Source organism: Amycolatopsis sp. NPDC098790 (assembly GCF_044759945.1).
Classification (GTDB): domain Bacteria; phylum Actinomycetota; class Actinomycetes; order Mycobacteriales; family Pseudonocardiaceae; genus Amycolatopsis.
In genome coordinates, this window is sequence record NZ_JBIWAI010000002.1 from 2,044,488 (window position 1) to 2,070,042 (window position 25,555).

Genomic DNA, 25,555 nt, shown 5'->3' on the forward strand with positions numbered 1-25,555 from the left:
CCGATGTCCCTGCAGCACCTCGGCGGCGGCACCCTCACCGCCTGCCTGCGCCACTGGGCGGCGGCGACGCCCGACGAACCCGCCGTGACCTTCACCGACTTCACCGCCGATCCCGCCGGGCGGCGGCGCGGGCTGACCTGGCGGCGGCTCGCCGAGCGCGTCGACGCCGTGGCGGCCGCGCTCCCGGTCCGCCCCGGCGACCGCGTGGCCGTGCTCTGTCCACAGGGGACGGACTACGTCACCGGCTTCCTGGGCGCGATCGCCGCCGGCGCGATCGCCGTGCCGCTGTTCGACCCCGGCCTGCCCGGCCACGCGGGACGCCTCGCCGCGGTGCTCGACGACTGCGCGCCCGCGGCCGTCGTCACGACCACCAGCGTCCAGCTCGCGGTCGAGGACTTCCTCGGCGGCCGCGTCCCGGTCGTCGCCGCCGACCGCCCGGGCCCCGCACGCTCGTGGCCGGCTCCCGAGTGTTCGCCGGACGACGTCGCGTACCTGCAGTACACGTCCGGTTCGACGCGCAGCCCGGCCGGCGTCGTGCTCACGCACGCCGCCGTGCTCGCGAACGTCGCCCAGGTCGTACGCGGCCTCGGCCTCGACCCGCGGACGGCCACCACGGTCTCCTGGCTCCCGCTGTTCCACGACATGGGGCTCGTCCTCGGCCTGCTCACGCCGCTCGCGCTGGGCCTGCGGTCGGTGCTGATGGACCCGCTCGCGTTCATCGAGCGCCCGGTCCGCTGGCTCGACCTGCTCGGCGACCACCCGGGCGCGTGGAGCGCGGCGCCGAACTTCGCCTTCCACTACTGCGCGACCCGCGTGCGCGAACCGGAACGCCTGCGCCTCGGCGGGGTCGCGGCGATCGTCAACGGCGCCGAGCCGATCAACCCCGACGTCCTCGACCGCTTCCACACCACGTTCGCCGCCGCGGGGTACACGCCCGAGAAGACGCGGCCCGCCTACGGTCTCGCCGAAGCGACCGTCTTCGTCACCACCGGCCCGGCCGCGGCTCCGAAAGTCGCGACGTTCGACCGCGAAGCCCTCGCCACCGGGACCGCCCGGCCGGCCGGGACCGGCGTCCGGCTCGTCGCGTGCGGGGTCCCGGCCGGCCAGCACGTCGCCCTCGTCGACCCGCACACCGCCGTCGTCCTCGCCGACGGGGAAGTCGGCGAGATCTGGGTCCACGGTCCCAACGTCGGTGCCGGCTACTGGGGGAAACCCTTGGAGAGCACCGAAACCTTCGGTGCCCGCCTGACGGGCGGCCACCCCGGCCTGCCCGAAGGCCCGTGGCTGCGCACCGGCGACCTCGGCGTCCGCCACGAAGGCGAGCTGTACATCGCGGGCCGGATCAAGGACCTCATCATCGTCGACGGCCGCAACCACTACCCCCAGGACGTCGAGGCGACGGCCGCGTCGGCCGACCCCGCGATCCGCCCCGGCAGCGTCGCCGCCTTCGCCGTCACGGGCGCCGACACCGAGTCCGTCGTCGTGGTCGCCGAGCACCGCACCCACGACGCCCTGACCGAGGAGGCGGAACGCGCGCTCGCCGTCGCGGTCCGGCGGCTGGTCTCGGACGCGCACGGCCTGTCCCTGCGCGAGGTGCTGCTCGTCCCGGCCGGCCGCGTGCCGCGCACCTCCAGCGGCAAGATCGCCCGCGGCGCCTGCCGCGACCGCTACCTCGCCGGCGACTACGGAAAGGCCGGCAACTACGGAAAGGCACTGGCGCGATGAGAAACCCCGACCTGCGCCACCGGCTCCTCGAGCTGCTCGCGGAGCACACCGGCACGACCGTCGAACCCGACCGCCCGCTCGCCGACTACGGCCTGTCCTCCCGCCAGGCCGTCGGCATCGCCGCCGACCTCGAAGACCTGGTCGGCAGGCGGCTGCCCGCGACGCTGCTGTGGGAGAGCCCGACCGTCGACCACCTCGTCCGCAGCCTCACCGCGGGCGACGAGCCGGCGGCACCACCGGCCGACCGGCGCCGGACCGACCCGATCGCCGTCGTCGGCCTCGGCTGCCGCTGGCCCGGCGCCGACGGCGCCGACGAGTTCTGGGACCTGCTGCGCGGCGGCCGCGGTGCCGTCCGGACGGCACCGCCGGGCCGCTGGGACGCCGGCGCCGCACCGCTCACCGGCGGCTTCCTCGACGACGTCGCCGGGTTCGACGCCGAGCACTTCGGCATCACCCCGCGCGAGGCCGCGACGATGGATCCCCAGCAGCGCATGCTCCTCGAGGTCGCGTGGGCGGCGCTCGAACACGCCGGCATCGCCCCGGCGGCCCTGCGCGGCAGCCGCACCGGCGTCTTCACCGGGATCGCCACCCACGACTACGGCCACCTGACGCTGACCGGCGCCGCACCGGACCTCTGGACGGCGACGGGCGCGGCGGGCAGCATCGCGGCCAACCGGCTGTCCTACGTCTACGACCTGCGCGGACCGAGCATGGCGGTCGACACGGCCTGCTCGTCGTCACTGGTCGCGGTGCACCACGCCATGCGCGCGCTGCGCGACGGCGAGGCCGACCTGGCGCTGGCCGCCGGGGTGAACCTCATGCTCGTGCCCGGGCCGACGGCCGCGTTCGCCGCCGCGGGACTGCTCGCCGCCGACGGCCGCTGCAAGACCTTCTCGGCCGATGCGGACGGCATCGCGCGGGCCGAGGGCTGCGGCGTCGTCGTGCTCAAGCGGCTGGCCGACGCCGAGGTCGACGGCGACCGCGTGCTCGCCGTCCTCCGCTCGTCGGCGGTCGGCTCCGACGGCCGGTCCAACGGCCTGGCCGCGCCGAATCCCGCGGCGCAGCAGGCGATGCTGCGCGACGCCTACCGCGGCGCCGGGCTCGATCCATCCACTGTGGACTACGTCGAGGCGCACGGGACCGGCACCCTGCTCGGCGACCCGATCGAGGCGGGCGCGCTCGGCGCGGTCCTGGGCGCGGGCCGCGCCGCCGGCGAGCCGCTGCTGATCGGGTCGGTGAAGACGAACATCGCGCACGCGGAGGCGGCCGCCGGGATCGCCGGGCTGATCAAGGTCGTGCTCTCGCTGGTGCACGGCGAACTGCCGCCGCAGCTGCACTTCACCGCACCGAACCCGCACATCCCGTTCGACGACCTGCGGCTGAAGGTGGTCACCGAGCCCACGCCGTGGCCGTCGTACTCCGGGCGCGCCACGGCCGGGGTGTCGGCGTTCGGGTTCGGCGGGACCAACGCGCACGTCGTCGTCGAACAGGCGGCGCCGATCGGGACTCCCGCTCCCGGTCCGGGGGTTCGGATCGGCCTGCTGTCCGCGCGGACCCGGTCCCGGCTCGCCGAACGCGCGACGCAGCTGGCGGACTGGCTGGACTCGTCACCGGGCCAGTCCCTCGCCGACGTCACGCACACGTTGTTCCGCCGCGACAACGGCGAGCGGCACCGGGCCGCGTTCGTCGCCGGCGACACCGCCGAACTGGCCGTCCTGCTGCGGGCCGTCGGCACCGACCCCCTGCCCGCCGGCGTGGCGACGGGAACCGCGGCGCCGGGCGAGGGGCCGGTGTTCGTGTTCTCCGGGCACGGTTCGCAGTGGACCGGGATGGGCCGCGGGTTGCTGGCTTCGTCGGCGGTGTTCGCGGCGCAAGTGGACAAGCTCGGCGATCCGTTCACCGAGCACGGTGGACGGTCGCTGCGCGCGTTGCTCGGTGCTGACTCCTTGTCGCTGCCCGAGACCCAGCTGGCGATCTTCGGGACGCAGGTGGCGCTGGCCGCGCGGTGGGACGCGCTCGGCGTCCGGCCCGCCGCCGTCGTCGGGCATTCGCTGGGCTCCGCGGCCGCCGCCGTGGTGAGCGGGGTGCTGACCGCGGACGAGGCCGTCCACCTGGTCGCCACCCGCGCGCGGCTGCTGGGCACCCTCGGCGCGGGCGGCGCGATGGCCGCCGTTTCGCTGACGGCGTCGGAACTGCCGGCCGGGGTGGAGCTGGCGGTCGACTCCGCGCCGGGACAGCTGACGGTGTCCGGGGATGCGTCCACTTTGGACTCCCTGGTCGCTTCGCTGACGGCTGGGGGTCGAACCGCGCGCCGGCTGCCGGTGTCCGTCGCCGGGCACTCGGCTTCGGTGGACCCGATCCTGGGATCGCTGCGCGACGCGTTGGCCGAGCTGGGCGGCCGTCGGCCGTTGGTGCCGTGGTACGACACGGTGCTGACGGACCCGCGTGCGCTGCCGGACTTCGACGCGGACTACTGGGCGGCGCACGTGCGGCGTCCGGTCCGGTTCCGCCAGGCCGTGACGGCGGCGGCCGCGGACGGGCACCGGGTGTTCGTCGAGGTGTCGCCGCAGCCGATCCTGCGTGGATCCTTGGCGCGGACCTTGGAGGCGGCGGGGATCGCGGACGCGGTGGTGACGGGGACGTTGCGCCGAGGACAGGACGAAGTCCGGGCGTTCGGCGCGGCCGCGGCGGAATTGTACTGCGCGGGAACGCGGATCACGGTGAGCGCCCCGGACGATGGTGCGCGGTTGGCGGACGTGCCGCCGATGCCGTGGCGGCACGAGCGGTATTGGTACACGGACGCGCCGACGGCTCCGACGGCGAAACCGGCAGCCGAGGCGTCCGTCGCCGAGCGGCCGCCCATCCCGGCTCGCGACCGGCTCACCGAAATCGTCGCCGCGGTCATGGGGCTCTCCCCCGCCCGCCTCGACGCCGATACCCCGCTCGTCGACCTCGGGCTCGACTCGCTCATGGCGAACCGGATCCGCGAGACCGTCCGGCGGGAGCTCGGCGCCGAACCCGATACCGCCGCCGTCCTGCGGGGCGCCACCCTCGCCGACCTCAACCGGGACCTCGCTCCCCGCGACGGCGAACTCCCCCGCCCCGCCCGGGGCCGCGCGTGGGATGCCGCCGACCGGCTCGTCCGGCGGCTCTGGCGCGAGCACACCGGCGAAGACCCCGGCTCGCACGTCCGCCTCGACGACCGGCTCGCCCGGCTCCTCGCCGCCGGCCTGTCCGCCGAACTCGACACCCCGATCGACGCCGCCGACCTGCTCCCGCACGACTCCCTGGCCGCCATCGCCGACGTCGCGCGCGCCGTCCTCGACACGCGCGAGACCCGGGGCCCGGTGCACGTCCTCACTCCCGGCGACGCCGGCGCCGCGCCGCTGCTGCTGTTCCACCCCGGCGGCAGCACGTGCACCGTCTACCGGCCGCTGCTCGACCGGCTCCCCGCCGGCGTGCCGTGCCTCGGCTTCGAACGCGTGCCCGGCACGAGCATCGAGGAGCGCGTCGAACGGCTGCTGCCGCTGGTCCGCGCGCGGCTGCCGCACGGGCCCTACCGGCTCGCCGGGTGGTCGTTCGGCGGCGCGCTGGCCTACGGTGTCGCGACCCGGCTCGCCGACGAAGGCGAGGACGTCGAATTCGTCGCCCTCGTCGACACCATGCTGCCACTGCCGGAACCCGATCTGGATCCGCGGGCGTCGTCGGCGCGGCGGTTCCTGCGGTTCACCGGCTACGTCGAAGGCACCTACGGCCGCCCGGTCCGGCTCGGCCACGACGAACTCGCGCCGCTGCCCGAGGAAGAGCAGATCGAGCTGACCATGCGCCGCGTCGCCGAGGCCGGCTTGCTCAGCCCCGGTGTCCTGCGGCACCAGCGTCAGTCCTTTTTGGACACGCTCGCCGCGGAGCGCGGGACCCCGCGTCCCTACGACGGCCGAGTGGTGCTCTACCGGGCGACCGAGCCGTACGCCGCCGGGCTCGCGATGGAACCGCGCTACTCCCGCTCCGACCTCGCCGCGGGCTGGGCGGACCTGTGCCCGCGGCTGGAGGTCGTGCCGGTGCCCGCGCACCACCTGTCGGTGGTCGACCCGCCGCACGTCGACGTCGTCGCGCGGCACCTTGCGCGGTTGCTGTGAGGCTGCTGGCGGTGCTCGGCGCGGGACTGTTCCTGGTGGCCGTGGACGCGACCGTGCTGCACGTCGCGTTGCCCGACCTCGTCCGGGAGCTGCGTCCGGGCGCGGCCGCGCAGGTGTGGATCGTGGCGATCTACCCGCTCACGGCGGCGCCGCTGCTGCTGCCGTTCGGCACGCTCGGCGACCGCTTCGGACGGCGGCGCGTGCTGGTCACCGGCTACGCGGTGTTCGGCGCGGCGTCGCTCGGGTGCGCGTTCGCGCCGGACGTCACGACGCTGCTCATCGCCCGGGCGGCCCTCGGCTGCGGCGGCGCGATGATCATGCCGGTGACGATGTCGCTGCTGCGCGAGCTGTTCCCGGACCAGCGCCGACGGCGCACGGCGATCGCGGTGTGCAGCGGCGTCGCCGGGACGGGCTCGGTGTTCGGGCCGGTGCTGGGCGGCGTGCTCGTCGAGGCGTGGGGCTGGCGGGCGACGTTCCTGGTGAACCCGCCGGTGATCCTGGTGGCGGTCGTCGCGGCGCTGCGGTGGCTGCCGCGGACGCCGCCCGGACGACGGCCGTGGGACGCGCTCAGCGCGGTTCTCGCGGCGGGCGGCGTGCTCGGGATCGCGTTCGCCGCCGGCCCGTCGGGTGGCGGCGTTCTCGCGGGTGTGGCCGGGTGTGTCCTGTTAGGACTGTTCGTGCGCCGGCAGCGTTCCGCCGCGGTGCCGTTGCTGGATCTGGCGCTGTTCCGCCGTCCGGGCGTGCCGGGTGCGGTGGGCGGGGTGCTGCTGGTGATGAGCACGCTGGTGGGGCTCGGGGTGCTGCTGGCGCAGTACCTGCAGGTGGTGCTGGGCCTGTCGCCGACGGCCGCGGCGGCGCGGCTGCTGCTGGTGCTCGGGGCGTCGGCGGCGGGCAGCGTGACGGCGCCGGCGCTGCTCGGCCGGTTCGGCAACGCCCGGGTCCGGACGTGGGGGTTCGCGCTGGCGGGATCGTCGCTGGCGGTACCGGCGGCGGGCGGCTTGACGTCGTGGTGGCTGGCGGCGGCGCTGGTCGGCTCGGGGTTCGGGATGGCGCTGGCGCTGACGTCGAGCACGGACACGCTGCTGTCGGCGGCCCCGCCCGGCCACGCGGGCGGCGCGGCGGCGGTGGAGAAGACGGGGTACGAACTGGGGGCCGGCCTGGGCACGACGGCGTTCGGTTCCCTGGCCGCGGCGGTCTACGCGGCGCGGTTGGCGGTGCCGCCCGGGGTGCCGGAGCCGGCGGCCCGGCTGGCGGCGGCGGGGCCGGTCCAGGCGGAGGCCGCGGCGCGAGGGTTCGCGGCGGAGGGGCTGCTGGCGGCCGCGCGCGCCGCTTGCACCGTGGGGGTGCAGGTGTCGGCGGGGGTCGCTTGTGGACTCTTTGCGGTCGCTGCCGTGGTTTCGGTGCTCGGCCGGGTGAGGCGTGGAGTTCGATCGGCGGCGGTATAGGGCGTTATACGGCGGTCTCACGTGGGCAGCAGTGGGCGGCCGCGCTCTTCGCGGAGTGCTGGGAGCGGAGCCGGTGGCCGGCCTGGGCCCGCGCTCGCGTTTGGATCGCGAGCACGAGCGGCTGAAGCAAGCCGGTGCGCCCGCAGCCGGCCCCACCAGCCATCGTCAGCGGAACCAGGCACCCGCCGCCGAGCGCATCACCAGTCCCCTCGGCTCCGGTGGGATCGGCAGCGACCCTTGACTCGGCGGCCACAACGTCACCGCCGGTACCTCGCGCAGCTGGGCCCTCAGCTTCTGCAGCGGCAACGGCCGGCGCCGGGTCAGCAACGTCGTCGTCCTCGGGTGCAGGTCCACGAACGGGTACGTCGCGTGCAGCGCCGCCAGGCGGGACTCCAGGTGGCGGCTGCGGGCCGTCAGCTCCGCCGCCGGGACCGCCGGCTGGATCACCAGGAACTCCCCCGGCCCCAGCCGGATCGCGCGGTCGACGGGACGCAGTCCGCGGCGCAGGAGGTCCGCGATGTTCTGCTCCGTGTGCATCCGGACGCGGGTGCCGTGGCGGCGCTCGACCGCCGCCAGGTCGTCGACCGCCACCAGGACCAGGCCCAGCGGTACCGTGTCCGTCGCGTCGCCGAGCCAGCGCGTGATGCCCGCCAGGGTGTCCAGCCCCGTCTCCGGGTCGACCGCCGGGCCCACCGGGACCGGCGCCGAAGCGCGGGCCGCGTCCAGGCGGGACGCCACGTGCCGCAGCGCTGCCTCCGCGCGGCTTTCGATGTCGAGCTCCGCCGGGGTCTCCACCGACGCCAGCACCTCGCCGACCTTGCGGCGGACCGACGGCGGCAGCCGGTCGCCCATCGCGTCGCGCAGCCGGACCACCTCGGCGTACGCCTCGTCGCGGCGCAGTCCCCAGCGGCCGCGGAACAGGCGCGCCCGCTCGACCGACGTCGCCTGCGGGTCGATTTCGTCCAGGTCCTGCGCCACGACCGACGCCCCGAACGTCGGCGACAGCACCGCGACCGACCACTCGCGCGCCATCGGCTCGTCGGGGCGCAGCAGCACCGGCGTGACGCCGTGCGGGAGGTCGGGCCGGCCCGAGTCCACCATGCCGACGACAGTCACAGCGGCCCGGCGCGCGATCTTCGCGTACATCTCGCGCTCGCGTTCGAAGTACGGCAACCGCTGGAACAGCGCGAACACCACGGTGTCCGCACCCGTCCCCTCGGCGAGGGCCGCGCGCTCGACCGCGTGCGACGCGGTCACCAAAGCGCGTTTGGACAGCACGCCAGCGCGCGGGTCTGCGTCGGGCATGGAGGGGTTCGCCTTCGCCGGGGGGAAGAGAGGCAATCAACCTAAGAGAGCGAACCCCGTCCGGCTAGCCACCCAATGAGGTGAAATCAAAAGTGGCGACGATCAGCCTCTCGGGCGATGACTTCGTCACGGTCCGCCAGCCTTTCCAGGCCCCGCAACGGCTGCCGCATCCGGTGGTTGTCCCGCAGCCGGCCCGCGTTGCGGTCGAGGAACGCCCAGTACCCGGCGGTGAACGGGCAGGCGTCCGGGCCGGTCCGCTTCTTCGGGTCGAACACACAACCGGGGCAATGGTCACTCATCCGGTTGATGTAGGCGCCACCCGCCGCGTACGGCTTCGTCGCGACGACCCCGCCGTCGGCGTACTGGCTCATGCCGATCACGTTCGCCGGCATCACCCACGGGAAGCCGTCGACGAAGGCGGTGGCGAACCAGCGCGTCAGCTCGGCCGGGTCGTACCCGCGCTGCAGCGCGTGGTTGCCGAGCACCATCAGCCGTTCGATGTGGTGGGCGTACCCGCGGTCGCGCACCCCGGCCAGCGCGGTGCGCAGGCAGGCCGCTTCGACGGCGTCCGCGTCGAGTGAACGCCACCACCCCGGCAGCTTCCGGCGCGCCTGCAAGGCGTTGCGCCGCAGGTATTCCGGCCCCTGGTGCCAGTACAGGTGCCACACCCACTCGCGCCAGCCCAGCACCTGCCGGACGAACCCTTCGACGCTGCTCAGCGGCGCGTCGCCGGACCGGTAGCGCTCCTCGGCCCGCCGCACGACGTCGCGGGGGTCGAGCAGGCCGAGGTTGAGCGGCACCGAAAGCAGCGCGTGCGCCATCGCCCAGTCGTGGGTGAGCATCGCGTCCTGGTGCGGGCCGAAGACGGGCAGGCGGTGGTCGAGGAACCGCCGCAGCGCGCGAACGGCTTCGTCGTGCCCGACGGCGAACTGCCGCGGCCCGTCGGCGCCGACCGGGTGGATCTTGCCCGCGCGGACGGCTTCGTCGAGGTCGGCGCGGACGCGGTCGTCGATCTCGTTCTCCCGCGGGTGCCAGGGCGCGGGGACGTCGAGCCGGGTCGTCTTCGGCGGCGGCTGCCGGTTGTCGTGGTCGTAGTTCCACTGCCCGCCTTCGGGTTCGCCGTCGGCTTCGAGCAGCACGCCGAACTTCCGGCGCTGGTCGCGGTAGAAGTCCTCCATGACGAACCGCTTGCGTCCGTCGGCCCAGAGCTTGAAGTCCTCTTTGGACAGCACGAACCCCGGCGTCTGCAGGATTTCCGTGACGACGCCTTCGTCGCGCAGCCGCCGGACGAAGGCGTCGGCGGCGTGCGACGTCGGCTCGTGCACGACGACCGGCCGGCCGAACTGCCGCAGCCCGGTGCGGTAGTCCGGCGCGTCGATCAGGGTGACGCGGTCGCCGAGATCGGCGGCCAGCCGGTGGAGCGCGGCCTGGACGAGGTGCAGTTTCTGCCGGTGGAACGGCTTGGCCGCGAAGGCGGCGGCCGACCGGATGAGCAGCACGTCCCGGCCGCGGTGCTCCGGAGTGCCGTGGAAGTGCGGCCCGAGCTGGTCGGCGAACAGCCAGAGCGCGGGCTCGTCTCGCATGGGCGGAACGCTAACCCGGTTCGTGAGGCTCCGCAGCGTACGCGCGCAACACGTCCGTGGTGTCACCGAGGAACTTCGCCACCACCTCGGCCTGCTCCGGCGCCAGCTCCTCGGTCAACCGCGTCACCGCGTCCACCAGCGGGGCCAGCGCTGCCCGAACTTCGGCACGCGCCGCCTCCGCCACCACCAGGGTGACCCGCCGTCCGTCGCTCGGGTGGCGGTCGCGGCGGACGTGGCCCGCCGCCTCCAGCCGGTCGACCAGCACGGTCGCCGAGGCCGAGCGGATCTTCAGCGCGTGCGCCAGGTCGACCGTGCCCATCGGGGTGCCCGCGGCCAGGTGCTGCAGTGCCTGCACGTCGGTCGCGCCGAGGCCCAGGCGGCGGGCCAGCGCCAGCTGGACGTCGTGGGCGAGCGCCAGCAGGTCCCGCAGGGCGAGGTTCACCCGGAGCGCCACACCGTCTTCCACCCGCCCATTCTAAGGTAGCTAGACAATCTAGCTAGTTTTGCTACCGTGGAGCGGGTGGACGTGCGAGCGATGAACGCCGAAATGACCGCCAAGCTGATCGACGCCCCCGGCGAGGCCCCGCCCGAAGGCGGGTACGCGCTGCGCGTCGTCGAGACCCGCGGCCGCAGCACCGGTGCGCCGCGGCGGGTGCCGCTCGCCGTCGTCGCGCGGGACGGCGGGCGCTACCTCGTCTCGCCCGTGCGCGACCGCGACTGGGTCGCGAACCTCTTCGGAACACCGGAATGCGCGCTGCTCGCCGCCGGCGAACGTCAGGACTGCCGGGCCGAGACCGTCGGCGGCGAAGAGGCCGCCGCCGTGGTCGCGACCTACCTGGCCGCGATGTCGGTGCCGTGGGCCGTCAAGGCGTTCCCGGTCCCGCAGGACGCGACCCCGGCCCAGATCCTCGAGCACCTCGACGGGATGGCCGTCTTCCGCCTGGACCCGGCGTGACCGTCGCGATCGCGGGCGGCGGGCCCGGCGGGCTGCTGCTCGGTTACCTGCTCGCCCGCGCCGGGATCGACGTCACCGTGCTCGAAGCGCGGTCGGACTTCGACCGCGACTTCCGCGGGGACTCGCTGCACCCCTACACCCTCGAACTGCTCGACCGCCTCGGCCTGGCCGAGGACCTCCTGGAGCTCGACCACTTCAAGGCGCGCTCGTTCCGCTTCCACACGCCGTCCGGCGTCTACAGCTGCGCCGACTACGACCGCCTCGACACGCCGTTCGGCTACGTCGCGCTGATGCCGCAGGTGCGGTTCCTCGACTTCCTCGCCGAGCGGGCGGCCGCGCTGCCGGCGTTCACGCTGCGGACGAACGCCAAGGTCACCGACCTCCTCGACGACGGCGGGACGGTGACCGGCGTCCGGTACCGCGGCGGCGAACTGGAGACCTCGCTCGTCGTCGGCGCGGACGGGCGGTTCTCGACCGTGCGGCGGCTGGCGGGCCTCGACGCGAAGCCGCTCGGCGCGACCACCGACCTGCTCTGGTTCCGCCTCCCCCGCTCCCCCGGCGACCCGCGCGACGCCGACCTCGACCTCTACTTCGGTCGCGACGCCTACGTCGGCGTCCTCGGCGGCGTCCACGACTGGCAGGTCGGCTACAGCCTCGAAAAGGGCGCGTACCCGGCGCTGCGCGACCGCGGCGTCGAGCCGATCCGCGCGTTCCTGCGCGACCGCGTGCCGTGGCTCGCCGACCGCGCCCACCTGCTCACCGACTTCGGCCAGACCACCCTGCTGTCGGTCGACATCTCCCGCGTCGACCGCTGGCACCGCCCGGGCCTGCTGCTGCTCGGCGACGCGGCGCACGTCATCTCCCCCGTCGGCGGCAACGGGATCCTCATGGCGATCCAGGACGCCGTCGCCGCGGCGAACCGCCTGGTCCCCGCGCTCCGCCGGGGCGCGGTCACGTCGGCCGACCTCGCCGGCGTCCAAGCCGACCGGATCGCGGCGATCGAGCGCGTCCAGGCCGACCAGGTGAAGGTCGAGCGGCGGGCCGCAGCCGCGCGGGCCCGTGGCCGCGGCACCGCGCCCCCCGGCCTGCTCAAGTTCCTGTTCGCCGTCCCCGCGGTGCGCATCCGCGGCGCGCGCGGCAACGCCTACGGGCCCTTCCCGCCTCAGCTCGACGAGTCCCTCTTGTCGTCGTAGGAGGTCCAGCCACCCTGGCCTTCGGCCGCTTCGACGTCGGCGTCGGAGCTGGCGGCGTGGGTCATCGCGGCGACGGTCTCCTCGAGGCCCCGCTGGACCTCGCCGCCCTCGGCCTCGCGGACGCTGTGCAGCGTCACGGTGATCTCCGACGACGCCGGGCCGTCCTCGTCGATCCGCAGCTCGCCGTGGTAGTCGTCGGGGCCTTCCGCGCCCCACTTCAGCGACCGGGTCGCCGGGTCGGTGTGCAGCCAGGCCTCGCTCGCGACGCGGTGGCCGTGCACCTCCGCCTCGACGTGGACAGTGTCGCCGCCCCGCGGCTGCGCCACCTTCATCTCCGGGAAGTACCGCGGCAGGTTCTCCGGATGGCTCAGGAACGCGAACAGCTCGTCGGCGGGGATGTCGGCGGTCGCGGTGTGGCGGTACTCGGTCATCGGCTCACCCTTTCGTCGATGCGACGGTTACCCCTTGAGGGGTGCATTAAAAGGCGCCGCGCGGGGAACCTCGTGAACATGACGGCCACCGAACCCGAGACCCGGCGCGGTCCCGCCCCCGTGCAGGGCATGGGCATGCTGATCGGCTTGCTGTTCCTCGTGCTCGCGGCGCTGGAGCTGATGTCGGGGGTCGCCGACGGCAGCGGCCCGCACGTGCTGTTCGGGGTGTTCTCGGTGTCCGGGCTGTGGGCGCTCCTGCACCTGCTGACGGGTGCCACCGCGGTGTTCTGCACGCGCTCGTCGCGCTGGGCCGCCCGGTTCCTGCTCGTCGCCGGTGCGTGCTACGCCGTCGTCGGGCTCGCGGGGCTGCTGCCGCTGCCGCGGGCGGTCACCGACGTGCTGCCGATGAACACCGCCGCGATCTGCCTCGCCCTCGCGCTCGGCACGGCCATGCTCATCCTCGGGGCGGGCTGGCTGTGGCGACGGCCGGAACAGCGCCGCTGAAGTCGTCCTCGGTTCGCGGGAACCGGGTCAGCACGGCGGTGAGCAGCACGGCGAACCCGAAGAGGACGTAGCCGTTGCCGGTCAGCTGCTGGAGGAACGTCCAGTCGCGCTCGACTTCGCCGCCGCGCGGCCACCACCACTGCGGCCCGGCCACGAACAGCACCGCGCCCACACCGGCCACGGCGGCGAACCCGCGTCGCCGGGTGCGGCGCGCCAGCTCCGCCCAGCCGAGCAGCACGACGACCGCCCAGACCCAGTGGTGCGTCCACGAAATCGGGGAGACCAGCAGGCCGCCGACGGCGTTGACGCCGAGCGCGACCGTCTTCTCCCCCGCGTTCAGCGCGCGCCGCACGCCGAGCGCGGTCAGCACGAGGACCACCGCCACCAGCGGCAGCCACCACGCGGTCCGCGCGTCGGCCGGCACGCCGGCGCGGGCGAGCAGGCCCAGCAGCGACTGGTCGCCGGCGTAGGTCGGCTCGCCGACGCGGCCGGTGTCCCACAGCGCGCCGGTCCAGTACCGCACCGAGTCGGCGCCGGCCAGCAGGAAGCCCAGCGCCGTCGCGGCCAGGAACGTGACGACGCTCGTGACCGCCGCCCGGGTGTCGCGGCGAAGGAGGAAGTACAGCAGGAACACCGCCGGCGTCAGCTTGATCGCGGCGGCGAGCCCGATCAGCAGGCCGCGCGGCCACCGCGGGGTGTCGACGAGGACGTCGAGCACGACGAGGGCGAGCAGGAGCAGGTCGAGCTGCCCCGCGTACACCGTGCGCAGCACGGGCTCGAGGATCTCGGCGGCCAGGAGCAGCGCCGCGACCCGGCGCCAGCCGGCTCGGGCACCGAACGCCCGCAGGACCGTGACGAGCACCAACGCGAGCAGACCGAGCGTGCCGACGGTGACCACGAGGCAGGCGGCCCAGTACGGCAGCACGGCCAGGGGTGCCAGCACGACCGCCGCGAACGGCGGATAGGTGAACAGCAGCAGCTGGCCGTCGCCGGTCGGCGGGAGGGTGCCGTAGAGCGCGTCGCCGTGCAGCAGCGCCGCCGAGCCCAGCCGGTAGACGTCCAGGTCGACGCGGTAGGCGGGGAACCGCAGGCGGCCGTCGTTGTAGGACACCAGCAGCACGGCCAGGACGAGTACCTGCGCCCCCAGCAGCACGTAGACGTTCCCGAGCTTGGCCCGCACCCCTCGTCCCCCTCTGATCATCTCTCGCATTCTGTCGGGTCCTCGCGCGGGCGCCATCCGGGAAACCCCCGGACCGGCACCCGGGCCGCTGCTCCTGAAAAACAGGTTGCCCGCCGTGCCAGCCTGGGCGGATGGGGACACCGACCGGCTTCGCCTACCGCGTCGACGAACGCGGCACCGTCACGATCACCCACCACGGCCGCCCGGCCGGGACGCTGCGCGGGTCCGCCGCCGCGCGCTTCCTGGCCGCCGCCGACCGCGGTGACGACCGCCAGCTGCTGATGGCCAGGGCCACCGGCAACTACAAGCACGGCAACGAACGGCGGGCCCGCGAGCACCCCCGCAACCGCTGAGTTCCTGGCACCCTGGCGCCATGAGCTACGACGTGCGGACGATCCGCAAGCACTTCCCCACCCTCGCCGCCGCGCACTTCGACGGTCCGGGCGGGTCGCAGGTTCCCGACGTCGTCGGCGAGGCCGTGGCCGGGACGCTGTGCGCCGCGATCGCCAACCGCGGCGTCGTCACGGCGGCCGAGCGCCGGGCGAGCGAGGTGGTCGCCGACGCGCGGCAGGCGGTCGCCGACCTGCTCGCCGCGGACCCGGCCGGGGTCGTTTTCGGCCGCAGCATGACGCAGCTGACCTACGACTTCTCCCGGACGCTGGCCAAGGACTGGGGACCGGGCGACGAGGTCGTCGTCACCCGGCTCGACCACGACGCGAACATCCGGCCGTGGGTGCAGGCGGCCTCGGCGGCCGGCGCGACCGTGCGCTGGGCACCCTTCGACCCCGGGACCGGGGAGCTGGCGCCTTCCGCCGTCACCGGGCTGCTGTCCCCGCGGACGCGGCTGGTGGCGGTGACGGCGGCGTCGAACCTGCTCGGCACCCGCCCGGACATCCCGGCGATCGCGGCGGCGGTGCACGAGGCCGGTGCGCTGCTGTACGTCGACGGCGTGCACCTCACGCCGCACGCAGCGGTCGACGTCACGGCGCTGGGAGCCGACTTCTACGCGTGCTCGCCGTACAAGTTCCTCGGCCCGCACCTGGGCTTGGTGGTGGCCGCGCCGTCGTTGCTGGAGACACTGCGCCCGGACAAGCTGCTGCCGTCGAGCGACGCAGTCCCGGAGCGGTTCGAGCTGGGAACGCTGCCGTACGAGCTGCTGGCCGGCACGACCGCGGCGATCGACTTCCTGGCGGGGCTGGTGCCGGGTTCGGGCTCGCGCCGCGATCGGCTCGTGCGGTCGTTCGTCGAGTTGGAGGAGCATGAGAACGCGCTGCTCGCCCGGCTCGACAAGGGCTTGGCGTCGCTTCCGGGTGTCACGCGGTACGGCGCGGCGGAGCGTCATCGGACCCCGACGGTCCTCTTTTCCGTCGACGGCGTCGCGTCGCAGGCGGTTTACGAGCACCTCGGGGCTTCCGGGGTGAATGCGCCCGCCGGGAGCTTCTACGCGATCGAGTGTTCGCGGCACCTCGGGCTCGGCGACACGGGCGCGGTGCGGGCGGGGATCGCGCCGTACACGACAGATGCCGACGTCGACGCCTTGCTGGCCGGAGTGGCCTCGGTCCCCCGCGGCTGAGCACCCCCGCGGCTGGGTGCTTCGGCGCCCCCGCGGCCCAGCTCGCCGCCGCCTGAAGCGCCCCACCGGAAGCGCCCCAATGTGGCCTTCGGTGCGTCAGACGCACCGAAGGCCGCCTTGGGTGCGCGAGACGCAACCAAGGCCACATTGGGGCGCTTGGGCCGGCCCCTGCTCTACGGCGCTGGGGCGTAGCCCGATGGGCGGGCCGTGAACGTGCCGCGGCCCTGGGTCCGGCTGCGGAGCCGGCTCGCGTAGCCGAACAGCTCGGCCAGCGGGACCGTCGCCGTCACCACTGCCGTGCCCGCGCGGACCTGCGAACCCGCCACCCGGCCGCGGCGGGCCGCGAGGTCGCCGAGCACGCCGCCGACCGCGTCCGCCGGCACCGTCACCGCCACCTCGGCGACCGGTTCCAGCAGCCGCAGCTCGCACGCCCGCAGGGCTTCCCGCAGGCCCAGCCGACCCGCCGTGCGAAACGCCAGGTCCGACGAGTCCTTCGGGTGGGTCGTCCCGTCGGTCAGCACCACCCGCAGGCCCGTCACCGGGTGCCCGCCCAGCGGCCCCTCGGCCAGCGCGTCCCGGCACCCGGCCTCGACCGCGCGGACGTACTCGCGCGGCACCCGGCCGCCGACGACCGCCAAAGCGAACTCGAACCCCTCGGCGGCCGGCTCGACCTCCAGGACCACGTGGGCGAACTGGCCCGCCCCGCCGTCCTGCTTGACGTGCCGGTACAGCAGCCCGGACACCCCGCGCACCACGGTTTCGCGGTGCGCGACCGACGGACGGCCGACCGCGACCTCGAGCCCGCGGTCACGCCGCAGCTTCTCCACCGCCACCTCCAAGTGCAGCTCACCCAGCCCGGACAGCAGCGTCTGCCCGGTTTCCGGGTCGGTCCGCACGACCAGCGACGGGTCCTCCTCCGCCAGCCGCGCCAGCGCCGACGCCAGCCGCTCGCCGTCACCCGCCCGGCGTGCTTCGACGGCCACTGAAACCACCGGGTCCGCCGTCGGCGGCGGCTCCAGCAGCAGCGAGTCACCGGGCGCGGTGAAGGTCGCCCCGACGCGGGCCGACTTCGGTCCCGCGAGAGCGACGACGTCACCGGCCACCGCGCTGTCCACTTCGGACTGCCGGTCGGCCTGCACGCGCAGGACCCGCGCGACGCGTTCGACGCGCTCGCCGTCGCGCACCCGGTCCCCCTTCCGCAGCGTTCCCGAGTACACGCGCACGTACGTCAGCCGCCCGGTGGCCGTCGCGACCACCTTGAACACCAGCGCGGCCAGCAGCGCCGCTGGGTCGGCGGGCCGGTCCGCGCGCACCGGCGGGACGTCGGCCGGCGACGGCAGGTAGGCCACGACGGCGTCGAGCAGCGGCTCGATCCCGCGGTCGCGATAAGCCGCGCCGCACAGCACGACGAGCCCGTCGCCGCTGAGGGTCAGCTCCCGCAACGCCTTCTCCAGCGTCTCCGCCGAAATCGTCCCCGTGGCGCAGAACTCGTCCAGTGCCACCGGGTGCAGCTCGGCGACGGCCTCCTCCAGCACCCGGCGCCGCCGGCGCACCTCCGCCGAGGCGTCCGCCGGCGGGCGCACCAGGTCGACGACGCCGGCGAAGCCGTCCTCGCGCCCGATCGGCAGCTGCACGACCAGCGGCGCCGGGTGCAGCCGCTCCCGGATGGACGCGACGGCGGCGTCGAGGTCGGCGCCCGCGCGGTCGAGCTTGTTGACGAACGCGATCCGCGGCACGCCGTGCCGATCCGCTTGGCGCCACACGGTTTCGCTCTGCGGCTCGACGCCCGCGACGGCGTCGAACACGGCGATCGCGCCGTCGAGGACGCGCAGCGACCGCTCGACCTCGGCGGTGAAGTCGACGTGGCCGGGCGTGTCGACGACGGTGAGGCGGTGGCCCCGCCACGTGCAGCCGACGGCCGCGGCGAAGATCGTGATGCCGCGGTCGCGTTCCTGCGGGTCGAAGTCGGTGACGGTGGTGCCGTCGTGGACCTCGCCCGTCTTGTGGGTGGCTCCGGTGACGTGCAGGATCCGTTCGGTGACGGTGGTCTTGCCCGCGTCGACGTGGGCGAGGATGCCCAGGTTGCGGACGGTGGTCAGGTCGTGCGTGCGCATGGCGCTGTCCTCTGTGGACGATCCGGTGGGTGGCGGCGCGATTCCGCCCCGGGCCGGTCAGTCCACAGTGGAGAGTGACACGGTGGCGTGCGGCACGGGGAGCCGGTGCGAGCCGCGCGGCAGGCACCGGGAGTGCGGGGACACGAGGATCACCTCGGACCGCGAACGGGAGACGACGACCACCACGGCCGGCTCCTTCCGTTCGACGCGGTCTCGGACTGCGGGCAGCGTAACGGCGGCTTTCCGGCCCGCCAACCGGATTTCGCGCCGAAGGCCACCCCGGGTGTCCCGGAGTGGCCTTCGGCGGCGGCGTGGCCTAGCTGGGGTCCTGGTCCAGCTGCGTGGCTTTCACGGCGTTGCCGACCTGGGTGCAGTCGTCGGCGGTGATGCCCGCGGTGCCGGCCTTGGCGAGCGCCGCGCACGAGGAGTTCAGCGCCTCGCCGACGTCCTTGAACGTCGCGCTCTGCGTGAGCGTGTTCTCGACGCCCCACCAGATCTGGACGGACTTGTCGAGGCCGAGTCCGCGCACGGTCTGGCCGTTGAAGGTGTCGCCGTCGGTGATGAGGTAGTCGGCCTTGTTGACGACGCCGTCGTTGATGTGCTCGTCCGGGTTGTTCGTGTCCCAGCCCGGGCCGTTGACCCTGTCCGGCTGCGGTTTGAGCGACGAGCGCGGATCCTTCATGTTCCGGATCGCGCCCAGCGACGAGCCCGCACCGAGCAGCCAGCGGTTGTCACCGGTGTCGTTGGGGTCGTTGGAGGTGATCCCGATGAACTTGCCGAAGACGTCCGAGAGGCCTTCGTTGATCGAGTCGGCCTGGCCGCCGCTCAGCCCGGACGTGTGCTGCGTGACGCCGTGGGTGAGCTCGTGGCCGGTGATGTCGTCGGTGGTGACGCCCTCGCCGAAAGCCATCTGCTCGCCGTCCCAGAAGGCGTTCGCGAACGGGCATTCGCCGCTGACGCAGATCCGGACGGTGCCGCGCAGCGCCTTGCCGGCGCCGTCGGAGTAGTCCGCGCCGATGAGGTTCGTGAGGTCGACGTCGACGTACTTCTGGTAGAAGTCCGAAGCTTGGCCGAAGAAGGTGTAGACGTTGTTGACATCGGCGACGCTCGACTCGGCGCCGCCTTCCTCGCGGGTGACGTCGAAGGCGGTGCCGCAGCGGACGGAGTCGGTGCTGCCGCTGACCACCTTCCGGTTGGCGTCGCAGACGTCGCGGTTGACCTCGCGGACCTCCGACCACGACGTCACGACGTCGCTCGTGCCGGCCTTGACGACCTCGGTCCACTTGTCGTCCAGCTTCGCGCCGTGCACGGTGACCTGGTAGGTCGGCACTGCGACGCCGTCGCCCTTCGCACCACCGAGGGTGGCGTCGTACCAGTACGCGCGGGGCGCGTCGGCCTTGAGGGTGGCCGCGGCGAGGCCCGTGCGCTTCGCGACGTCCGCGATCGCGGCGGCCGCGGCACCGGCGTCGCTTGCCGGGAAGGCGCCGGCGGTCTTCTTCGTGGTGCGGCCGTGGGTCGCGAGGACCGCGCCGGCTTTGTCGCGCAGCTGGACCAGCTGGCCGCCGAACACCGGCACGCCGCCGATCTCCTGCTGCGACCGCACGACGCTGCCGAACGGCATCGCGAGGGAGTTCAGCGCGTGCATCGACGGCTGCGCGATGGTCGCGTAGGCCGGCGAGCCGGTCGTGGCCAGCGACACCGCGACGACGGCCGCGCTCACCGCCGCCGTCCCTGCGATGACCCGTTTGCGTGACACCCGGTACACCTCCGTGGAAGCTTGATCACCTGTCGTGAAGTTCAGGCAGGGTCACATGCCCCGATGGGGTCGCACACCGGTCGAAAGTAGGTAAGTCACCACATGGGCGCCGTAGGTCGGTAGTTAATCACCGACATTTCGGACAGGGCAGCTTCGGCGGGACCATGGCGCGGAAGTGGGCTTTGCGGTGCGGCTCGCCTCCGGGACGATCGCGACGAACCCGCCGGGCTCGGAACGCTCGCCGCGAGCGGTCGGCCGAGTTTCGCCGACCTCAGCTGGCCGGCGGCGCCACCACGCGCAACTGGAGCATCGCCGCGAACCGGGCCTCCGGGTCCGTCATGTCGAACCCGCCCACCTCGGCCAGCCGGCGCAGCCGGTATCGGAACGTGTTCGGGTGGACGTGCACCGCCGCCGACGCGGCGATCACATCACCGAACGCGTCCAGCCACGCCCGCAGCGTCTCGACCAAATGGGCGTGGTGCTGCTCGTCGTAGTCGAGCAAGCGCGCGACCGGGCCGGTCGGGCGGTCGCCGCGGGCCGCCACCAGGTCCTGCAGCTCCAGCAGCAGCGCCTCGACGTGCACGTCGGCCAGCGCGGCCACCCGGCGGCCCGCTCCACTGCCCGAGCGCAGCACGCGCAACGCGCGGTCCGCGCTGTCGCGGGCTTCCGGCAGCTCCGCCGCGCTGCGTGCCACCGGTCCGATCCCGATCACCGCCCGGACGCGGTCGCCCACCCGGTCCAGGAAGTCCTTCGCGATCCGCAGCGCGCGGCGTTCGCCGTCGGCGTCGCGGGTCACCGGCACCAGCCCGTACGCGGTGTCGCCGACCAGCGCCGCCGCGCAGCGCGGGTGGACCGCGCTCAGGTGCATCGCCAAGCCGTCGGCCAGCCGCTGGCGCTCGGTCGCGACCTCCGCGTCCTCGGCGCCGTTCTCCAGCACCGCCAGCGCCAGCACGACCACCGGCTGGTCCGCCAAACCCAAGCGGCTCAACGCTTCCCGCGCGGCCGCCCCGCCTTCGAGCGCGGTGCTCAGCAGGTCCGCGCGGAGCCGGCGTTCGACGTCGGCACCCGCCCGGACGCGCAGCAGGTGCAGCGCCACCAGGCGCGCCGCGTCGCACAGCGCCTGGGTGCGGTCGGGCGTCAGCGGTTCGCGCACCGCGGCCCAGATCGAGCCGAGGATCTCGTCCCCCGCCCGTACCGCGACGGCCACGCGCGGGATCATGAACCCGTCGGGGCTCTCCTCCGGCCGGTCGACGTAGACCGGCCGGTCGCTGCGGTAGAGCTCGCGGAACACCCCGCGGTCGGCCAGCATCCGGGAGAACCGCTCGGGCACCTGCCGCCCCAGGATGGTCTCGACGCGCGAGGGGTCGGCTTCGTCCTGGCGGCCGGAGAACGCGAGCACGCGCGACCGCCGGTCCTCGATGGTGACCGGCGCGTCGATGAGCGCCCCGATCGCGTTGGCCACGGCGAAGAGATCACCCGACGGCAGCCCGGCGAGGGTCTCGGGTTCGGCGTCGCCGACGTCGCCCTCGGCCAGCAGCGACCGGAGCATCGCCGCGAGCTGGGCCCACGACGCGCCGCGGGCCAGGCTCAGCAGCGCGACGCCGGACTCCTCGACGGCGGCCGTGATCGCCGCCGTCACCGTGACCGGCGCGCGCAGCACGAGCCCGGCGGCGTCGTGGCGGGCCAGGGTCCGCAGCTGCCGCACCACTTCGCCGGGTTCGGCGAGGCCGACGCCCAGCACCAGGGCGTGCTGCGGGAGGGCGGGTTCGTCGAGAGGGTCGTGGATGGCGACGCCGCCGATGCCACCGGGCCGGTCGGCGTCCCCGAGGACGAGGTCCAGGAGCGTGCCGCCCAGGTCGTCGAGGACGCGGCCGAGGCTGGCGTGCGGGCGCAGGTTCACCGAAACGAGCACCTCCCGAAGCTAGGCGGGACACCGCCAGCCTAGTTCGTCGGGAGGGACGAATTCACCTCTCGGATTCGTGCGCCCGCACCAACCGGGCTACGACGTCAGCTTCGCCGCCACGTTGTAGGCCTCCACCTGCAGCCGCGCGCCCGGCACGCGCCGCCGGGGCTCGACGCGGACCGTGCGGCTCTCCCCCGGCAGCAGCCAGAAGTAGTTGTCGCCGTAGCGGGTCGGCAGGACGCGGTCGGTGCCGTTGCGCTCCCGCAGCGACAGCCGGATCATCGCCGCGACCGTCTTCCCGTCGTTGCGGATCGTCGCCGTGTAGGCGTCGCCGTCGGCCTTCATCGACGACGTCAGCCGCGCGCCCGGGAGCTGGTTGAGCGCGCGCATGGCCGCGTCGCTGCGGTAGCGCCAGTACGTGTTCTCCGACAGCACTTCGCCGCCCGCGCCGGTCAGGGTCAGCCGGAGCAGGTGCAGGTCCGGGTGGGCGGCGTCGAACGGCACGGTGAACGCCGGCGCACCGACGTTCGCGGCGACGTCGAGCTTCTGCTGCACCGGGGCACCGAGCGAGGCGCCGTCCAGGGAGAACAGCCGCGCGGTCACCGTCACGCCGCTCAGCGCGGCCGGCGTGTGGTTGACGACGCGAACCTGCCACGTCGTCAGGTCGGCCTGGACGTGCCGGGCCTCGCAGCCCTTGCGCGCGCCGTAGTAGCTGCCGTTGACGTCGAGGTCGTAGTCGTAGGTCTGCCACACCGTGCTGTGCCACGCCGGGTGCGACATCCAGAGCAGCACGCCGGTCGCGTCGGCCCACAGCCGGGTGTTCCACGCCTCGAAGATCGCGCGCATGTTCTCGTAGTTGACGAACTGCGCCTTGCGGCAGAACTCCGCGAGGCTCGTCGACGGCGCGAGCCGCGCGTCGATCGCGGCGAGGTAGCTCTGCGGCGACTGGTTGCCGTTCGTGGACCAGTCGTGCAGGAACCACGGCGCGCCGATCGGCCAGCCCGGGTCGTCCTTGCCGACGAGGTTGCGCATGCTCTCCACGACCGACACCGTCGGCAGCCCGATCTCGCTCCAGAACCCGTACTTCCCGCCGGTCGCTTCGCCGGTGAAGTACCGCTTCGGGTCCTGCCAGAAGTACGGCCCGTCGCCGGTGATCACGCCGCCCGCCGAGTTGCCCTGGTAGAGCAGGTCGGTGTTCGTGTGGACGATGTCCCGCAGCGCGTTGTCGATCACCGCCGGCGGCGTGCCTTCGTTGCAGCCGAACCAGACCGTCGCGCACGCGTGGTGGCGGTAGCGCAGCACGGTGTCCTTCGCCTGGGCGAGGAAGGTGTCGTGGTTGGCCGGGTCGGTCGACCAGCCGTCCCAGAACTCGTTCCACAGCAGGATGCCGTACTTGTCGCAGGCGTCGAACAGCTCCTGGCGGTAGGAGGAGCCGACCCAGTTGCGCAGCAGCGTGAAGTTCATGTCCCGGTGCATGGCGACGACGGCGTCGGTCCGCTCGGCCGGCATCCGGCGCAGCAGCTCGTCCCAGCCCCAGCTGCCGCCGCGGGCGAACACCTTGACGCCGTTGACGAGGAAGGTCAGCGGCTTCGGGCTGTTGTCCACCGACGCGGCGTCGGTCCAGGTGTCGCCGTCCTCCGACACCTGGATCTTGAAGGTCGCCGCGTAAGCGGTTTCCCAGGTGAGCACGACCTTCTCGAACGTGGTCGCGGCGCCGAGGTCGACCTGCAGCCACTGGTTGTCGTCGTAGGCCGACGTCCAGCGCGTGTTCGGGTCGCCGTCGAACGCGCGCTCGGGCGGGTTGCCGTCGGCGACCGACAGCGAAGTGGCCGGCTTGCCCTGCGCCACGTCGGTGCCCGCGCTGTCCACAACGGACATCGTCCAGAGCGAGAAACCCCAGCCCGTGGCGCGCTTGAGGCCCTGCATCCGGACGAACCGGGCGGTCTGCGGCGCGAGGTCGACGGTCTGGGTGGCGCGGCCGTCGGCGATGACGATCGGCAGGTCGTACCGGTAGCCGACTTCGCGCAGGCCGATCTTGACCGTCCGGCGGTCGCTGGTGCTCGCGCCGATCGCCGCGGTCAGCGTCAGGTCGTAGAGGTTCGGGTCGCCGTAGCCGTTGGGCCACCACAGCTTCGGGTTCTTCACCACCTGCTTCGGGAACGCGACGTCGGTGGTCTGCCCGGCCGGTACGGTGACCGTGGCCGACACGCCGACCGGGCCGAACGCGGCACTGACCTTGACGCGCTGGGCGGTCGCGGCGGCGTTGCGCACCGGCACGGTGAGCGTCACCTCGGCCGTGTTCGCGTCCGGGACCTTCGTGTCGACGCGGACGTCACCGAGGACCGCGGCGCCGGTCGAGCGCAGGCGGACGTGGTCCCAGATACCGGAGGCGCGGTCGCGCACGGCGGGCATCCAGTCCCAGCCGGACACCGCGAGGTAGGTCGGCGAGTTGTCGAACATCGTGCTGCCCGCGTCGACCCAGGAGCTGCCGTCGGCGCCCTTGTCCCCCGGGCTGCCCGGTCGCGGCATCGGCGAGATCTTCACGGCGAGGGCCTGGTCGCCGGTGCGGCGCAGCGCCGCCGTGACGTCGAACGCGCCCCTGCCGAACGGGTGGCTCTGCGTGCCGATTTCGGCGCCGTTGAGCCAGATCTGCGCCTCGTGGTTGACGCCGTCGAACTCGAGCCAGACGTGCCGGCCCGGCGAGGTGTCGAGACCGCGCGGGAGGGCGAAGCGGCGGCGGTACCACCAGGCGTGGCGGGACAGCGCCTCCGGGACGTGGAGCTGGTTCATGCCGGAGACGGGGTCGGGCAGCTGGCCCTGCTCGACCAGCGACGCGAGGACCGTGCCGGGAACGGTCGCCGGGAGCCAGCCGCGGGTGTCGACGGTGCCGCCGGAGAGCGCCTTGCCGTCGCCGGTGGGCGCCCAGTCGTCCATGGTGAGGACCCAGCCGGACTCGAGCGGCACGGTGCCGTCGGCCGCGACGGCGAGCGCGGGCGGGTCGTCGTGCGGGCGGATCGGGAAGCTGGTCCAGCCGTGCACGGCGGGCCGGTTCCGGGGGCCGGTGCCGAAGACCTGGAAGCCGTTGAGGCCCAGGGGGTTGGTCGTCGAGCGGCTGCCGGCGCTGAACCGGACCCAGCGGGCGGTGACGGCCGGCAGCGGGATCGTCACGACGCCGCCGGTGCCGGCGTCGGTGTGGTGGACGGTGCGCCAGGCCTTGCCGTCGCCGGAGACGTCGAGGTCGAACGACACGGCGTAGCTGGAGAGGATCTCGAAGCCGCTGGTGTGGCTGCGGGACGCGGTCGCGTCGAAGGCGGGATCGCCGGGCTGGGCCTCGAAGGTCAGCACGACCGAGTCGATCCGGCACTGGCCCTGCAGGTCGACGACGATCCACTGGCCGTCGCCTTGCGCGGCGCGCCAGCCGGAACCCCGGACGCCGACCTGGGCGAGGCCGTCGACGGCGAACTCGGCCGGGGTGGCGGCGTACGCGGTCGAGGACACCTGGACCGGGCGGAACAGGGCCAGGTCGGTCTTCGCCGCCTGCGCACCGGCGACGGCGGGGGCGGCGGACGCGACCCCGGGCAGGACGGCCGCGAGGCCGAACCCCGCCAGCAGCCCGGTCCCGGCGGCCAGGACGTGCCGCCGCGAAACGGCGGTCACCTCCGCCGGCTCGACATCGGCGGCGATGCCGTACTCCTCCGCCATGGGGGAACTCCGTTCGGGAGTGGGGTGACAACGTTGCCAGGAAGCTTCCG

18 protein-coding genes are annotated in these 25,555 nt (G+C 74.0%); 8 read left to right on the top strand and 10 right to left on the bottom strand.

All coding sequences use genetic code 11. From position 1 onward, the window contains the following. Positions 1 to 3 precede the first annotated feature (3 nt). From ACIQWX_RS23165 to ACIQWX_RS23175, 3 genes are read left to right on the top strand one after another with little or no spacing between them, the layout of a single operon-like run. Entirely contained in the window at positions 4 to 1,725 is a 1,722-nt protein-coding gene (locus ACIQWX_RS23165; RefSeq protein ID WP_400874505.1) for a fatty acyl-AMP ligase, read from the top strand. After that, positions 1,722 to 5,861, top strand: a complete 4,140-nt coding sequence (locus tag ACIQWX_RS23170; RefSeq protein ID WP_400874508.1) for a beta-ketoacyl synthase N-terminal-like domain-containing protein — start codon at positions 1,722 to 1,724, stop codon at positions 5,859 to 5,861. The genes ACIQWX_RS23165 and ACIQWX_RS23170 overlap by 4 nt, the downstream gene beginning before the upstream one ends. After that, positions 5,858 to 7,306, top strand: coding sequence for an MFS transporter (locus ACIQWX_RS23175; RefSeq protein WP_400874510.1), 1,449 nt, complete (start codon positions 5,858 to 5,860; stop codon positions 7,304 to 7,306). The genes ACIQWX_RS23170 and ACIQWX_RS23175 overlap by 4 nt, the downstream gene beginning before the upstream one ends. A gap of 165 nt (positions 7,307 to 7,471) precedes the next feature. On the opposite strand, the gene ACIQWX_RS23180 is transcribed toward ACIQWX_RS23175, so the two are convergent. From ACIQWX_RS23180 to ACIQWX_RS23190, 3 genes are all read right to left on the bottom strand, one after another. After that, the gene (locus ACIQWX_RS23180) at positions 7,472 to 8,611 is read right to left on the bottom strand and encodes a DICT sensory domain-containing protein (protein ID WP_400874513.1); all 1,140 of its coding nucleotides are present in this window, start codon (positions 8,609 to 8,611) and stop codon (positions 7,472 to 7,474) included. A gap of 86 nt (positions 8,612 to 8,697) precedes the next feature. Further along, positions 8,698 to 10,194 (bottom strand): cryptochrome/photolyase family protein, encoded by a 1,497-nt coding sequence (locus ACIQWX_RS23185; protein ID WP_400874515.1) that lies wholly within the window; start codon positions 10,192 to 10,194, stop codon positions 8,698 to 8,700. Between the two features lie 10 nt (positions 10,195 to 10,204). Further along, positions 10,205 to 10,660, bottom strand: a complete 456-nt coding sequence (locus ACIQWX_RS23190) for a MarR family winged helix-turn-helix transcriptional regulator (RefSeq protein ID WP_400874518.1) — start codon at positions 10,658 to 10,660, stop codon at positions 10,205 to 10,207. Between the two features lie 54 nt (positions 10,661 to 10,714). On the opposite strand from ACIQWX_RS23190, the gene ACIQWX_RS23195 reads away from it, so the two are divergent. Both ACIQWX_RS23195 and ACIQWX_RS23200 read left to right on the top strand, forming a co-directional pair. Beyond that, positions 10,715 to 11,149 (top strand): nitroreductase/quinone reductase family protein, encoded by a 435-nt coding sequence (locus ACIQWX_RS23195; protein ID WP_400874521.1) that lies wholly within the window; start codon positions 10,715 to 10,717, stop codon positions 11,147 to 11,149. Next, complete coding sequence (locus ACIQWX_RS23200) at positions 11,146 to 12,342, top strand: FAD-dependent oxidoreductase (RefSeq protein WP_400874525.1); 1,197 nt, start codon at positions 11,146 to 11,148, stop codon at positions 12,340 to 12,342. Before ACIQWX_RS23195 ends, ACIQWX_RS23200 begins: the two co-directional genes overlap by 4 nt. Here ACIQWX_RS23200 and ACIQWX_RS23205 read toward each other — a convergent pair. After that, positions 12,312 to 12,773 carry an SRPBCC family protein gene (locus tag ACIQWX_RS23205; RefSeq protein ID WP_400874527.1) on the bottom strand — a complete coding sequence of 154 codons (462 nt, stop codon included), beginning with the start codon at positions 12,771 to 12,773 and terminating at the stop codon, positions 12,312 to 12,314. The genes ACIQWX_RS23200 and ACIQWX_RS23205 overlap by 31 nt on opposite strands. A 78-nt stretch (positions 12,774 to 12,851) precedes the next feature. Here ACIQWX_RS23205 and ACIQWX_RS23210 point away from each other — a divergent pair, with 78 nt between their 5' ends. Continuing rightward, the gene (locus tag ACIQWX_RS23210; RefSeq protein WP_400874530.1) at positions 12,852 to 13,277 is read left to right on the top strand and encodes a DUF4383 domain-containing protein; all 426 of its coding nucleotides are present in this window, start codon (positions 12,852 to 12,854) and stop codon (positions 13,275 to 13,277) included. Here ACIQWX_RS23210 and ACIQWX_RS23215 read toward each other — a convergent pair. Then, on the bottom strand, positions 13,228 to 14,478 hold the full coding sequence (locus ACIQWX_RS23215; protein ID WP_400874533.1) for a glycosyltransferase 87 family protein: 1,251 nt from the start codon (positions 14,476 to 14,478) through the stop codon (positions 13,228 to 13,230). The two genes, ACIQWX_RS23210 and ACIQWX_RS23215, sit on opposite strands and share 50 nt — an antisense overlap. Before the next feature lie 110 nt (positions 14,479 to 14,588). On the opposite strand from ACIQWX_RS23215, the gene ACIQWX_RS23220 reads away from it, so the two are divergent. Next, a complete protein-coding gene (locus ACIQWX_RS23220; protein WP_400874535.1) occupies positions 14,589 to 14,810 on the top strand; it encodes a hypothetical protein in 222 nt (73 codons plus the stop codon). Between the two features lie 20 nt (positions 14,811 to 14,830). Beyond that, positions 14,831 to 16,030, top strand: coding sequence for a cysteine desulfurase-like protein (locus ACIQWX_RS23225; RefSeq protein ID WP_400874538.1), 1,200 nt, complete (start codon positions 14,831 to 14,833; stop codon positions 16,028 to 16,030). 173 nt (positions 16,031 to 16,203) lie between these two features. Here ACIQWX_RS23225 and fusA read toward each other — a convergent pair whose 3' ends face one another. From fusA to ACIQWX_RS23250, 5 genes are all read right to left on the bottom strand, one after another. Further along, on the bottom strand, positions 16,204 to 18,144 hold the full coding sequence (fusA, locus tag ACIQWX_RS23230; RefSeq protein WP_400874541.1) for an elongation factor G: 1,941 nt from the start codon (positions 18,142 to 18,144) through the stop codon (positions 16,204 to 16,206). Between the two features lie 57 nt (positions 18,145 to 18,201). Further along, positions 18,202 to 18,330: a hypothetical protein gene (locus ACIQWX_RS23235; RefSeq protein ID WP_400874544.1), complete on the bottom strand. Its 129-nt coding sequence runs from the start codon at positions 18,328 to 18,330 to the stop codon at positions 18,202 to 18,204. A 130-nt stretch (positions 18,331 to 18,460) separates the two neighbouring features. Continuing rightward, a complete protein-coding gene (locus ACIQWX_RS23240; protein WP_400874547.1) occupies positions 18,461 to 19,900 on the bottom strand; it encodes a M4 family metallopeptidase in 1,440 nt (479 codons plus the stop codon). Positions 19,901 to 20,171: 271 nt separating this feature from the next. After that, the gene (locus ACIQWX_RS23245) at positions 20,172 to 21,812 is read right to left on the bottom strand and encodes a PucR family transcriptional regulator (RefSeq protein WP_400874549.1); all 1,641 of its coding nucleotides are present in this window, start codon (positions 21,810 to 21,812) and stop codon (positions 20,172 to 20,174) included. A gap of 87 nt (positions 21,813 to 21,899) precedes the next feature. Beyond that, positions 21,900 to 25,505, bottom strand: coding sequence for a discoidin domain-containing protein (locus ACIQWX_RS23250; RefSeq protein ID WP_400874552.1), 3,606 nt, complete (start codon positions 25,503 to 25,505; stop codon positions 21,900 to 21,902). Positions 25,506 to 25,555 lie beyond the last annotated feature (50 nt).

Bases quoted from the DNA above. Each gene is read 5' to 3' on its own strand.
- ACIQWX_RS23205 (WP_400874527.1), bottom strand. From the start codon at position 12,773: ATGACCGAGTACCGCCACACCGCGACCGCCGACATCCCCGCCGACGAG.
- fusA (WP_400874541.1), bottom strand. From the start codon at position 18,144: ATGCGCACGCACGACCTGACCACCGTCCGCAACCTGGGCATCCTCGCC.
- ACIQWX_RS23215 (WP_400874533.1), bottom strand. From the start codon at position 14,478: ATGATCAGAGGGGGACGAGGGGTGCGGGCCAAGCTCGGGAACGTCTAC.
- ACIQWX_RS23220 (WP_400874535.1), top strand. From the start codon at position 14,589: ATGGGGACACCGACCGGCTTCGCCTACCGCGTCGACGAACGCGGCACC.
- ACIQWX_RS23185 (WP_400874515.1), bottom strand. From the start codon at position 10,194: ATGCGAGACGAGCCCGCGCTCTGGCTGTTCGCCGACCAGCTCGGGCCG.
- ACIQWX_RS23170 (WP_400874508.1), top strand. From the start codon at position 1,722: ATGAGAAACCCCGACCTGCGCCACCGGCTCCTCGAGCTGCTCGCGGAG.
- ACIQWX_RS23210 (WP_400874530.1), top strand. From the start codon at position 12,852: ATGACGGCCACCGAACCCGAGACCCGGCGCGGTCCCGCCCCCGTGCAG.
- ACIQWX_RS23180 (WP_400874513.1), bottom strand. From the start codon at position 8,611: ATGCCCGACGCAGACCCGCGCGCTGGCGTGCTGTCCAAACGCGCTTTG.
- ACIQWX_RS23165 (WP_400874505.1), top strand. From the start codon at position 4: ATGTCCCTGCAGCACCTCGGCGGCGGCACCCTCACCGCCTGCCTGCGC.
- ACIQWX_RS23250 (WP_400874552.1), bottom strand. From the start codon at position 25,505: ATGGCGGAGGAGTACGGCATCGCCGCCGATGTCGAGCCGGCGGAGGTG.
- ACIQWX_RS23225 (WP_400874538.1), top strand. From the start codon at position 14,831: ATGAGCTACGACGTGCGGACGATCCGCAAGCACTTCCCCACCCTCGCC.